We start from the raw sequence: 12251 nt of genomic DNA, 5'->3' as shown, positions 1-12251 counted from the left end.
AATAAAAAAATGTTCAAACAAAACTTAAAACTATGAAATTGAACTCGATAGCGCGGATTTGCAATCCGTGCCAACAAACGAGAGCAAACAAAAACCCGACTTCATACATACAAAATACACAACAAAACAAAACAAAATGAATGAATTTAAAGAATTTGACAACGAAAATTATAAACTGAAAAAGTCTGACAGTTTAAGAAAAAATGGTGCAGGGCTTATTGATGCTATTTTGGTAATTATTTTTCAAACTGCTTTATTTCATTATTTCCCAAAAATAGCCAATGCAATAGATTTTCCAAATGTGCAAAGTTTTATACTTTTTTATGTCTTACTAATATTCATTGTTTATAGACTTATAACCATTCTTTTTTTAGGAAAAACACTTGGAATGGCAGTTTTGAATATGAAATTTGCCAAACCAAATCAAACTGAACTTAGTTTCAAAGAGAAATTCCTTGCAGTACTAATGATTTATACCAATACTGTCGATTGCTATCACCTTGAATAAACAAAAAACCCAATACCGCGGATTTGTAATCCGTGCCCACAATTTCAAATAAAAATTAGAAACAAAAAACCAAATGCTATCAAATCAAAACCTGTACCTTATGAAAAAAATTATTTTTATTGCCCTGATTGCCCTTACTTCCACAATGTCTTTTGGTCAAAATTTTAGCGAATTGGCCAATGTTGAATTAAAATCAAAAGAAAGCTGTAAATCGGCCGAAAGTCAAGTTTTAACTTGTGCTAATTATCTGTTCAGCACCCCAGCAGAACAAGCAGAACTGAACCGATTAAATGCTATCAAATACATCATGAAATGGATGGAAGCAACTCCCGATTACACCTTTGATATTGGCGAAAAAGTAATGAAATTGACCAATGGAGAAACAGATTTATTGAGTCTTTATATGGCAGCTATGTCAAAAGCCGTAATCGAAAATACAGGCGGAAAATTGAGCAGTGATGAAATGTACAATCAATCCGAAAAAATACTAGTAAACTATATTGCGGTCGCCGACAATAAAATCAAACCTTCTAAAAAAATCAAACAGTTAATCAAAGAAATGAAGTAACTCCCCGTCGGTTGGAAACCGAAAATCACGACCTCAAAGTCGGAGACTTTGCGGAGCCTGGAACGACACGCTCGTGAAAACAACAAAATGCAACAACAACCTATATAATTACAAGAACCTTAATTCAAAAATTATTACCAAGAATTATTAAACAATATTTAAAATATGAAAAACATCTTATTCCTTTTTGCAATCCTTTACAGTTTTAATACATCAGCCCAAACATGGGAGAAAATCAAACTGGCTGAAAATGAAATTCCAGCAGAATACAAATTAACTAATGAGTCACAATGTATTTCAATCCAAGCGTGTACATTTTATAAGCGTCCAGATATGTATGAATCCTTCATTGGAAAACTCAAATCAAAGGATATTCAAAATTTTGAAAATAAAAAAGATAGCGGAAGTATTATGTATTTTGAGTTTGAGGAGAAGTTCGAAATGGAAAGCTTTTTAAAAGGCTTACTTTGGGGCGGAAATAAAGCTACTAGAGAGCATCCTGAACAAATTTATGTCAAAGATAAAATTTTAATAATTTATAGTTTTCCATTAAAAAGTAGCCTTGTTGAAGTTTCGAAAAAAAAGCTTGAAACGGAATTGAAATAAAATCCAAGCTAAAGAAAGCCTCTCCACCGCTATAGTAACTAAAAATTGGACAAAATCTTAACTCCAAAAAAAACCAAACCCCAGAAAATGAAAAAATTAACATTATTGTTTTTAATTATTATCTCAGTGAAAACGTATTCGCAAACGAAAAACTTCATTGATTTACCTTATATCGAAACTTCCGCAATTGCCGATACATTGGTAGTACCCAATAGAATTCATCTGAACATTATAATTTCTGAAAAAGATACAAAAGACAAATATTCTGTTGAAGAATTAGAAAATTTAATGGAGCAGAAATTAAAAGGTTTGGGAATTAATACCAACCAAAATTTAAGTTTGAATGATTTGGCTAGTAATTTCAAAAAATACTTCATCAAAGAATCAGATGTTATTAAATCAAAATCATATAATTTAGTTGTTGAAAATGCAAAAATGGCTGGAAGCATAATTGCTGAACTTGAAACCATTGAAATTTCAAATATCCGTGTAGTCAAAACTGAAAATAGTGAATATGAAAAAATAAAACTCATACTGAAGTCAAATGCAATTGCAAAAGCAAAAATTCAAGCAGAATTTATGACTAAACCTTTGAAACAAAAAGTAGGCAATGCCATATTTATTTCTGACTTGACAAACGTAAAAAATTTTGACGACGGTGGAAGTTTACAGGAAGTTGTAGTTACCGGATATAGCAGAAAAACGAAACAAGAGTATAAACCTATTGATGTTGAATTTCAAAAAATTAAAATTGAAAGTATTGTTAACGTGAAATTTAAACTTGAATAAAAAAATGACTACAATCGCCAGCTTTACAAAGCCTCCCAACTTCCCACCCACTACAACGCACAAACGCTATTAGAAATAGCAAACCTAACCCCAAAACCTTAAATCTTATTTTCCAAAAACAAACCTATGAATATTGAAGTTTCGAATAATTTTAAAAAAGTAACCACAAAAGCGATTATCTCCATTGCTTTATTTTTGATAGTTTACATTTTACTTTTGGCTGTAGCCATAGCATTAACCATTTTTAGCGTACTAGGAGGATTTTATATTATTGCTGCAAAACCTATGGCCATTACTATTGGTTTAGGTGTTGGTTTAGCCAGCTTAGGATTTTTTATACTTGCTTTTCTGTTTAAATTCATTTTCAAAAAACATAAGATTGATAGAAGTCAACTGACTGAAATTACAGCACAAACGGAACCTAAATTGTTTGCGTTTATCAATGCTATTGTTGAAGAAGTGCATACCGATTTTCCCAAAAAAGTATATTTATCAACTGAAGTAAATGCCAGTGTTTTTTATGATTCCAGTTTTTGGAGTATGTTTTTCCCCGTTAAGAAAAACTTACAAATAGGATTAGGATTGGTAAACACCATAACAGAGCAAGAACTCAAAGCGATTTTGGCTCATGAATTCGGGCATTTTTCCCAAAAAAGTATGAAAGTGGGAAGCTACGTTTACAATGTGAATCAGGTAATTTTCAATATGCTTTATGATAATGAGTCGTTTGATAAAATGATCAGCAAATGGGCTAATGTAAGTGGTTATTTTTCGATTTTTGTTGCTATTGCTTTCAAAATAATTCAAGGAATTCAATGGATACTAAAAAAAATGTATGATTACATCAATATTAATTATTTGGCTCTTTCAAGAGAAATGGAATTTCATGCTGATAAGGTAGCGGCTAATGTAGCAGGGTTTGTTCCTCTAAAGGAATCCTTGTTAAGAATGGATTTGGCCGATCATTCATATAATGCGGTAATTAATTTTTATGAAAATAAAATATCTGAAAACATAAAAAGTGCTAATATTTATGCGGAACAAAATTTTGTTCTACACTTTTTAGCCAAAGAGAGTGAATTAGCTTTTAAGAACAATTTGCCCGTAGTTTCGGCTTTAGATTTAAGTAAATACAATAAATCAAAGCTCATCATAAAAGACCAATGGGCTTCCCACCCTAGCACTGAAGATAGAATTGCTAATTTAGAGAGACTCAATATTATCAAAGAAGATCCAATCCAACAGTCAGCAAACTCATTATTCGTTGATGCAGAAACACTTCAAAAAAACTTGACTTCTAAATTGTTTTCATTTGTTGAAAATTCAGATCAATTGCAGTCTTTAAAAATCGAGGATTTCAAAAATGAATACGTAGATATTTACGAAAAAAGTACTTTTAATAAATTGTACAATGGTTATTATGACAATAAAAATCCCAATCATTTTGAGCTAAATGAGATCGAAAATTCAAATCCAAATCTAGATTTAGAGTCGCTCTTCGATAAAGAAAAAATTGATATGGTTTATGATTTTATTGCTATTGAAAATGACAAAAACACCTTATCCAATATTGAAAACAAACTGATTTCTATAAAAACATTTGATTATGATGGTCAAAAGTTTAAAGCAAAAGAAGCGGGTTTACTAATTCCAAAAATCGAAAAAGAAAACGAAGATTTAAAGGCTAAAATCACTAATAATGATAGTACTATTTATGCCTACTTTTATCATCAAGCCAAAGGAAAAGGATTAGAAACAGCCTTAAAATCAAAGTATATTAATTTTTTTAATTGCGACAAAGAGTATGATAAAAAATTGGAATTGTATTATAGTCTTATCAATGAATCCGATTTTATACGCAATATTACCCCTATTGAACAGATTAAATCCAATTTAAGTAAGCTACATAAGCTCGAAATAGACTTGAAAAAAGAAATACAAATTCTGCTCGAAAGTGAAATTTGTAAACCGGAAATTACCCAGCCTATCAAAGAAAGTTTCGATATGTATCTAAAAGAAGATTGGGTGTACTTTAGCAAGGATAAATATATTGACTCTGAATTAGAGATTCTTTTCAAAGCACTACATAATTTCGGATACTTAATTTCGCGAGAGTATTTTTTGATTAAAAGAAATCTCTTAGAGTACCAATGTGAATTACTATAAAAAACAAATTAAGGAGAAGTCTCGCTAAACTTACCCACAATAATAGTCAACACACCCCAAATAAACACCAAAAAATAAAATAAAAAAATGCAAGATTTAAAACCAAACGAACAGCGATCTCAAAATGCAATTCTCCTAATTTGGATAGCTTTGGCAATGAATTGCATATCCTTAATTTCCAGTTATTTTCAATACGACTTACTGCAAACAGCCACAAATGGAGGCGAAATTTCGGCAGAAGCTATAACTTCAAATGACAATCGAGAACAAGCCATTGGTATCATTCAAATTATTATTTTTGTGGTGTCCGCCATTACTTTCATTCAATGGTTCCGTCGGGCTTATTTTAATCTTCATTTGATAGTGAATCACTTATCGCATTCCGAAGGTTGGGCTGCAGGTTGTTGGTTTGCGCCCATTGTAAACCTCTTTAGACCGTATCAAATAATGAAAGAATTGTTTCAGGAAACCCAATTATTTTTAAAAAGAAATGAAGCGCATACAAGTGAGCACCTTTCAATGCCTTCCTTGGGTTTATGGTGGGCATTTTGGATTATTAATTGGTTTGTTGGACGATTTGTTTTTAAATATTCCGTGAAAGCAGAAACAATTGATGAATTGACCAGGAGTACTATTGGTCAAATAATCTCCAATGGAATTGGAATACTATTGGCAATAATTACGATAAATATCATTACTGAATATAGCAAACTGGAACTAGTAATGCACAAAGTAAAAATAGCAGAATGAGATTCAGTCACAGCTCCGCAAAGTCTCCGACTTTGAGGATGCGTTAATCAGTCTGTGACTGACCTAAATTAAGCCAAAAATAAAGTCGGTTGGAAACCGAAAATCACTGCCTCAAAGTCGGAGACTTTGCGGAGCATCAGCGCGACAAATCGTAGCGTTTGCAACTAGGTTTCATCAAAAAACAAACTTTTTTAAAACTGTAATTACTATTTCTAAACTTGTATAATAAAATCTTCACTATGAAAAATTTACTATGGTTATTTTGCTTTTCATTAATTCTAATCAGTTGCGAAAAGAATGAGGATGATACCAAAGATATTTGTACCAATAACTGCACAACTATTCAAGGAAAATTTGTTACAGCCAATAATGTCCCTTTAGCCAATATTATGGTGAGTTTTACTTATCGAATTAGCGGAGGAGAATTGGGTGGAGGCTACACCAGAAGAATCGTAAAAACGAAATCCGATAAAAACGGTGAATTTTTCAAGGATTTTTATTTGCAAGATAAAGAATTGGGCAGACTAGCACCTGGCTATTTTACTATAAATATTGACGATTCAAAATTAAGTTCAAATAATTATATTAAATTAGGAAACAATCAATCCTTAGGCTACGCCATTTATAGCATCGGACGAAGAGATACCATAATAGAAGAATCTTTTTATATTCCCAAAAAAGCCTATATAAAAGTAAATCTTAACAATTACATTCCACAAAAAGAAGGTGACCGTTTTGAAGTGCAAACCCTATTTCCCTGTGGTCCAAAAGTAGGACAGAATACCTTCTTAAATTCGGAATATGCCACAGGTTTTAGTGGTTATGACAATTACAAAGCGGTAAATTTGAACAACAAACTCAATGTATTAGTGGCCGAAAGCGAAAAAAATATGGTGCGAGTAATTAGTGTCAAAAACGGAATTGCATCCAATATAGATTATGAAATCAACGTTCCGTCCAATAATACCATCGAATTAACCTATAATTATTAAAATCTAAAGCCGCTCCGCAAAGTCTCCGACTTTGAGGATGCGTTCATCAGTCTGAGACTGACCTAAATTAAGTACAAAATAAAGTCGGTTGGAAACCGAAAATCACTACCTCAAAGTCTGCAATAGCAATCGAAATAGCGGAGCAAAAATAAAAAAACCAATTATGAATAAACTATTTTTACTACTGCTTACATTTTCATTTTTCGGCATTCCTTGTATTGGACAGAAAGCATCTCAACCCAAAATCGAGCAAGTTTTTCTGGATGAAAAAGACATGACAAAAAACTGTTACACCATACTGTATCCAACGAAACTTCCTTATACAGGATATCTTTTTCTACTACCAGGTTTTGGTGAAACAGCAGCAGCAGTTTTAGAGCAAACAGACTTACCTAACAAATTAGCACTAAATGGTATTTTGACCATTATTCCCACATTGCAAGACGGCGTTTTGTCTCTAGGTTCAGATCGTTTGAGTCAACAAACTTTAGATAAAATCGTTAAAGATGTACGATCGAAACACCAACTTATTGACCAAAAGTTTTATGTTGGTGGATTTTCAATTGGCGGAAGTTGCGCCATTAAATATGCCGAAAACGCAGTAATTAAACCAACCGCAGTTTTTGCGATTGACCCACCACTCGACTTTGAACGGTTTTATAATTCGGCAAAGCGAGATATTCGACTATCAAAAGAAGGGGAAGCCAATCCGGAAAACATATATATGATTGAAAGATTAGAAAAAGAAACAGGCGGAAATCCATCGACTCATTTAGCGGAATATTATAAAATTTCAGCTTATTCATTTTCTGACACGACACAAACCGAAATTAAAAAATTGTCCAATAGCCCTTTACGAATTTACACAGAACCCGATATCAATTGGTGGTTACAAGAACGTGGGGCCGACTTTACGAGTATCAATGCAAGCACCTGTTCCGCAATGATTAATGAGCTCAATAGACTCGGAAATCAAAATGCAACATTGCAAATCACCGAAAATAAAGGCTATAGGAAACCGGACAATAGAAGACATCCGCATTCTTGGAGTATCGTGGATAATGACGAATTAATTCAATGGCTGCTCCAACAGAAATAAAGCAAAGCTTACAGCCTTTAGAAGGTTGGAAGCTTTAAAGACAAAATACAAACCAGTGGGTTTGTTGTATTAAATAAATCCCTAATGACTCACTTTCGCCACTTCCTCAGGATTGTGTTTGTGTTTGAATAGCACTGAAAACGCAACAGCAATTACCAAAGCATAAGACGCAAAAGCTAACCAGATGTTGTGCCAGTCTCTCACACCATTTTGAGTAAAAAAAGTATCAATCACTTGCCCACTGATGATGCCGCCAAAGAAAGCGCCAAAACCATTGGACATCATCATAAATAAGCCTTGCGCACTGGAACGAATAGAAGAATCGGTAGTCGTTTCGATAAATAAGGAACCTGAAATATTGAAGAAATCGAAGGCCATTCCATAAACGATACACGACATAATAATCAGAAAAGTACCTCCAAACGAAGGATCGCCGTAAGCAAAGAATCCGAAACGCAACACCCAAGCCAACATTGAAATCAACATTACTTGTTTGATTCCAAATCGTTTTAAGAAAAACGGAATCGCCAAAATAAAGGCCGTTTCCGAGAATTGGGAAATCGACATTATTAAAGTTGATTTTTGTACCACAAAGCTTTCAGCGTATTCTGGCATTTTTCCAAATTCAGACAAATACACATCACCATACATATTGGTCAATTGCAAGGCAGCTCCCAAAAACATTGAGAAAATAAAAAATACAGCCATTTTATAGGTTCCAAATAATTTAAAAGCATCTAAGCCTAATTTTTTGGCAAAGGAAGCATTCTTATCTATCAATTTTTGTGGTGGACATTGAGGCAATGTAAAAGAGTAAATACCTAAGACTACTGCTACGAAGGCCGAAATGTAAAACATATTGGCCGAGGCTTTATTTCCTGACAAATTAGTCAACCACATCGCGGCAATAAATCCCACGGTTCCCCAAACACGGATGGGCGGAAAAACTTTGACCACATCGTAATTATTGTTTTTCAAAATCGTATACGCTACTGAATTCGATAAGGAAATAGTAGGCATATAACACAACATTGCCACAAAAATAACCCAATAAAATGTGGTAGGATTGTCTACTTGTGGAATATAGCAAAGTGCTAATCCGCCTAAAATATGTAATATTCCGTACAGTTTTTCGGCATTGACCCAACGGTCAGCTATGATGCCCGTCAATGCAGGCATAATAATCGAAGAAAGCCCTAAAGTGGAGAATATAGCGCCAAATTCGGCACCACTCCATTGTTTGGTTGCGAACCAATAATTACCGACAGTGATTAGCCAAGCTCCCCAAACAAAAAATTGAAGAAAACTCATCAATGTTAGCCTATTTTTAATATTCATAATAACTAAAGTTGAATTAAAAAAACATCTATTCTATTGGGTAAATCTAAGAATATTTTAAGATATCTGAATACTAAACGTAAATTCTTTTAAATAAAAAAACAGCCTTTGGGGAAAAGCTGTTTTTCTAACTAATTAACAACAAAAACTCAATTATGATTTGGTATCAGTAGGTTAAGGTTTAAAATAGATTGTGGGGCAAACTTTTTAAGTAGGTCTTAACTGAGTATTACTGTTTTTATTTCTTGGTGTAAATATAGATGCTTTATCGATTAAAAAACAAATAAAATCGATGAAATACACAAATTAAATAAAATATGAAATATATACTTACAAATAATAAAGTATTTGAATTAAAAACTAGGGCGAAAGTCGGTCGATTTTCCAAACATAATCCTCTTGCAACTGGTATCGAATTCTATCGTGAAGTCGATTAGGTCTTCCTTGCCAAAACTCAACCGCAACAGGTCGAATTAAATACCCTCCCCAAAAAGCGGGTCTTGGAATTTCTTTGCCTTCAAAATGGATTTCCAATTGTTTTAAAGAGTCCTCCAAAACGTTTCGGGAAGCAATAATCTCACTCTGATTCGAAACAATCGCTCCTAATTTACTGCCGGTCGGCCTAGATTCAAAATAACCATCCGAAAGATTTTCCGAAATTTTCTCGGCTAGTCCTTTAATAATAACTTGGCGTTCGAGTGACGGCCAGAAAAAAGACAAACATACATTTGGATTTTCCGCAATTGCCCTACCCTTCTCAGAATTGTAATTGGTGTAAAAAATAAATCCTTCATAAGTGAATTGTTTCAAAAGCACCACTCTAGACTTCGGAAAACCATCTAAACCCAAAGTTGAAACGGTCATGGCATTCACTTCATCAACGCCCCCAAAATCTTCTACTTCGTGAAACCATTTATTGAATAAGTTGATAGGATCTTCGGGAATATTGGTTTCCAAAAGTTCGCTTTTTTCGTATGATTTTCTGTAATTGCTTAAGTCTTCCATTTCTTGGGATTTAATTTTATAAATGCAAAATTACTGTGTTTTTCAATACCAAAACAAATTTCAGCCACAAAGTCACAAAGCCACAAAGTTCAATTATAGAAGGCAAATACAGCGGCTTAATTTCCTAAAAAAGGACAGCACTTATCCAAAGTTAAAAGTTGAAATTACCATTTATTAACTTTTCTTTGCGACTTAGTGCCTTCGTGGCTACTAAATCAAAACTCAAATGATTTTCCATCATCTGCCAACAACACATTTGGGAAAATGGTTTCTGCTTGTTCTTTGAAAAGTCCAATGTTTTCATATCGAGTGGAATAATGCCCTAAAATCAATTGTTTAACATTGGCTTTCAAAGCAATTCTAGCTGCTTCTTTGGCGGTAGAATGCATCGTTTTTCCCGCCAATCCTTCTTCCGAATCTAAGAAGGTAGATTCGTGGTACAATACATCAACTTCTTGAATCAAGGGAATAATGCTTTCGTTATAAGCAGTGTCAGAGCAAAAAGCATAACTCAAAGGCGGCGCGGGATCAAAAGTCAATTTTTCATTGGCAATTTCTCGTCCATCGTCTAAAGTGATGTCTTTTCCGTTCTTGATATTTTGATAATAACAAGTATCAATTTTATAGTTCTGAACGGCTTCAAGGTTTAATTTTCGTTCCTTAATTTTCTCTTGGAACAGAAAACCATTGGTGTACACCCGATGATTCAATGGAATGGTTTTCACAATCACTTTATCGTCTTCAAAAACCACTTCACTTTGTTTGGATTCTAATTCGTGAAAGTATAATCCATATTTTGTCCAAGAATTAGACAAGCGCAATTGCAAATTGATAATTTCCTTGATTCCTTTTGGTCCATAAATATGCAAATCGGTGGTTCTATTGAGCAAGGCAAAAGTTGAAATCAGACCAATAAGTCCAAAAAAATGATCGCCATGCAAATGCGAAATAAAAACCTGATTGATTTTTGAAAACTTGATTTTGTTTTTGCGTAATTGCACCTGAGTGCCTTCGCCACAATCAATTAAAAACAGTCTATTTCTAATTTCTAAAACCTGAGAAGTTGGATTGGTGATCGTCCTTGGAGTTGCCGCATAACAGCCGAGTATGGTTAAATTCATTTAGTGTTCAGTTTTCTGTACTTAGGTTTATGTTTTTGGAATCAATCCCCCAATAGCCTCAAAACGCGCTTGAAATCTTCAGTGGGTAATCCTGCTTTTTGAAAGGTGTCGAAATCTTGTTGTACTTTTTGTGTCCAACTCAAACTGGTGGTTACATTCTGGAATTGGTATTTTTTATGAATGGCTTTTGCCATTTTGAAGTTATCATTCAACAGATAAGAATGCGCCAAATTCATTTGTAGCAACAAGTCCGACTCGTCCATCCTCTCGCCATCCTTGAGCGATTTGATGGCTTTAGAATATTGTTTGGTCATCAGATACGAATAGCCCAGCAGATTAAAATCAGACGCCTTGGCTTTGCCGTAGAGCACAATTACTCCTATTTTGTCGATTGCTTCTCCGTATTTGCTCTGTTGTACCAATTGGCTCGCTTGGGTACGCAAATCGGAATAAATCTTGTCGGAGGCGCTAATTCCGGTCAAACAAGCATTACCTAAATCGTTGTACACTTTCGATTTTTCGATGGGCAATAGTTTTTGGAATTCTTGAAAGGTGTATTCTTTTTGCAATTTATCCAAGACACAAACGCAAAAATCATCAGCGGGGATAATCTTCTTGGCCAAATCCGTTGTTTTGCATTGATTGAGCATCAGTTTGCGGTTTTCGAGATTCCAACCGCTAGCCAATCTCGTGTTGACCCAAGGCACCACTTCGAGTACTATTTTCTGATTCATAATCCAATTCTTGCTTTCGAAACCAAACCACATCGCATTGGCATTCGGCAAAATACACAGCGATCGATCGGCTGAAAGTCCTTTGGCGTCTTTGCTAATAGGGATATTTTGATCGTAGCAGGCTTTGAGTGTGGTTCCCGATTTTTTGTATTCGGCAGCTAAGGCTTCGTTTGAAAATATAGCATACTTGCATTTGTCCTCGCCGGAAATTTTCGATAACAGAAATACTGCTCCAGCTGAACCTTGGCTGATTCCTGTTGGGTCGGGAATCGATTTTAATACCGATACCAAACTATTGGCCATTTGCTGATTCTCATCCAAAAACGTGATACGATACACCACTTCGGTAGTGCCTACGGGTAGCTCTTCGGTTTTTATGACGATTCTATCGCGGGCCGCAACCACTATTTCACGTTTAGTGGCGCGTTCTTTATCCCAATATCCCTCTTTTTGAGCAACAATAGTTTGAAATGAAATGCTAACGATTAGCACTGCAATTATCTTTTTAATATTCATTCCGATATAATTAAAAGCTTCCAGCCTTCAAAAGGCTGGAAGCTATCAAGGTTAAAAAA

Annotated in this window: 12 protein-coding genes; 8 read left to right on the top strand and 4 right to left on the bottom strand. The window is 34.3% G+C overall.

What is annotated here, in order from left to right; translation table 11 throughout:
* Positions 1–136: 136 nt before the first annotated feature.
* From E1750_RS01345 to E1750_RS01310, 8 genes are all read left to right on the top strand, one after another.
* Positions 137–508 (top strand): RDD family protein, encoded by a 372-nt coding sequence (locus E1750_RS01345; protein WP_133275026.1) that lies wholly within the window; start codon positions 137–139, stop codon positions 506–508.
* Between the two features lie 100 nt (positions 509–608).
* Positions 609–1076: a hypothetical protein gene (locus tag E1750_RS01340; RefSeq protein ID WP_133275025.1), complete on the top strand. Its 468-nt coding sequence runs from the start codon at positions 609–611 to the stop codon at positions 1074–1076.
* Positions 1077–1241: 165 nt separating this feature from the next.
* Positions 1242–1682, top strand: coding sequence for a hypothetical protein (locus E1750_RS01335; RefSeq protein ID WP_133275024.1), 441 nt, complete (start codon positions 1242–1244; stop codon positions 1680–1682).
* Between the two features lie 87 nt (positions 1683–1769).
* A complete protein-coding gene (locus E1750_RS01330; protein ID WP_227873936.1) occupies positions 1770–2471 on the top strand; it encodes an SIMPL domain-containing protein in 702 nt (233 codons plus the stop codon).
* Between the two features lie 126 nt (positions 2472–2597).
* Positions 2598–4637: a M48 family metalloprotease gene (locus E1750_RS01325; RefSeq protein WP_133275023.1), complete on the top strand. Its 2040-nt coding sequence runs from the start codon at positions 2598–2600 to the stop codon at positions 4635–4637.
* Positions 4638–4724: 87 nt separating this feature from the next.
* Entirely contained in the window at positions 4725–5387 is a 663-nt protein-coding gene (locus tag E1750_RS01320; RefSeq protein WP_133275022.1) for a DUF4328 domain-containing protein, read from the top strand.
* 239 nt (positions 5388–5626) lie between these two features.
* Positions 5627–6379: a hypothetical protein gene (locus E1750_RS01315; protein ID WP_133275021.1), complete on the top strand. Its 753-nt coding sequence runs from the start codon at positions 5627–5629 to the stop codon at positions 6377–6379.
* Between the two features lie 163 nt (positions 6380–6542).
* On the top strand, positions 6543–7478 hold the full coding sequence (locus E1750_RS01310; RefSeq protein WP_227873935.1) for an alpha/beta hydrolase: 936 nt from the start codon (positions 6543–6545) through the stop codon (positions 7476–7478).
* A gap of 81 nt (positions 7479–7559) precedes the next feature.
* Here E1750_RS01310 and E1750_RS01305 read toward each other — a convergent pair whose 3' ends face one another.
* The 4 genes from E1750_RS01305 to E1750_RS01290 form a co-directional block, all read right to left on the bottom strand.
* Positions 7560–8816: a nucleoside permease gene (locus E1750_RS01305; protein ID WP_133275020.1), complete on the bottom strand. Its 1257-nt coding sequence runs from the start codon at positions 8814–8816 to the stop codon at positions 7560–7562.
* Between the two features lie 360 nt (positions 8817–9176).
* Positions 9177–9821, bottom strand: coding sequence for a pyridoxamine 5'-phosphate oxidase (gene pdxH, locus E1750_RS01300; protein WP_133275019.1), 645 nt, complete (start codon positions 9819–9821; stop codon positions 9177–9179).
* 215 nt (positions 9822–10036) lie between these two features.
* The gene (locus E1750_RS01295) at positions 10037–10942 is read right to left on the bottom strand and encodes a ribonuclease Z (RefSeq protein WP_133275018.1); all 906 of its coding nucleotides are present in this window, start codon (positions 10940–10942) and stop codon (positions 10037–10039) included.
* Positions 10943–10983: 41 nt separating this feature from the next.
* Positions 10984–12192, bottom strand: coding sequence for a tetratricopeptide repeat protein (locus tag E1750_RS01290; RefSeq protein WP_133275017.1), 1209 nt, complete (start codon positions 12190–12192; stop codon positions 10984–10986).
* Between the last annotated feature and the right edge of the window lie 59 nt (positions 12193–12251).

It is taken from the genome of Flavobacterium nackdongense, from assembly GCF_004355225.1.
Lineage (GTDB): Bacteria > Bacteroidota > Bacteroidia > Flavobacteriales > Flavobacteriaceae > Flavobacterium > Flavobacterium nackdongense.
The sequence above is the reverse complement of the archived record's forward strand: the minus strand, read 5'-3'. Positions and strand labels throughout refer to the sequence as shown.

Bases quoted from the DNA above. Each gene is read 5' to 3' on its own strand.
- E1750_RS01345 (WP_133275026.1), top strand. From the start codon at position 137: ATGAATGAATTTAAAGAATTTGACAACGAAAATTATAAACTGAAAAAG.
- E1750_RS01340 (WP_133275025.1), top strand. From the start codon at position 609: ATGAAAAAAATTATTTTTATTGCCCTGATTGCCCTTACTTCCACAATG.
- E1750_RS01335 (WP_133275024.1), top strand. From the start codon at position 1,242: ATGAAAAACATCTTATTCCTTTTTGCAATCCTTTACAGTTTTAATACA.
- E1750_RS01330 (WP_227873936.1), top strand. From the start codon at position 1,770: ATGAAAAAATTAACATTATTGTTTTTAATTATTATCTCAGTGAAAACG.
- E1750_RS01325 (WP_133275023.1), top strand. From the start codon at position 2,598: ATGAATATTGAAGTTTCGAATAATTTTAAAAAAGTAACCACAAAAGCG.
- E1750_RS01320 (WP_133275022.1), top strand. From the start codon at position 4,725: ATGCAAGATTTAAAACCAAACGAACAGCGATCTCAAAATGCAATTCTC.
- E1750_RS01315 (WP_133275021.1), top strand. From the start codon at position 5,627: ATGAAAAATTTACTATGGTTATTTTGCTTTTCATTAATTCTAATCAGT.
- E1750_RS01310 (WP_227873935.1), top strand. From the start codon at position 6,543: ATGAATAAACTATTTTTACTACTGCTTACATTTTCATTTTTCGGCATT.
- E1750_RS01305 (WP_133275020.1), bottom strand. From the start codon at position 8,816: ATGAATATTAAAAATAGGCTAACATTGATGAGTTTTCTTCAATTTTTT.
- pdxH (WP_133275019.1), bottom strand. From the start codon at position 9,821: ATGGAAGACTTAAGCAATTACAGAAAATCATACGAAAAAAGCGAACTT.
- E1750_RS01295 (WP_133275018.1), bottom strand. From the start codon at position 10,942: ATGAATTTAACCATACTCGGCTGTTATGCGGCAACTCCAAGGACGATC.
- E1750_RS01290 (WP_133275017.1), bottom strand. From the start codon at position 12,192: ATGAATATTAAAAAGATAATTGCAGTGCTAATCGTTAGCATTTCATTT.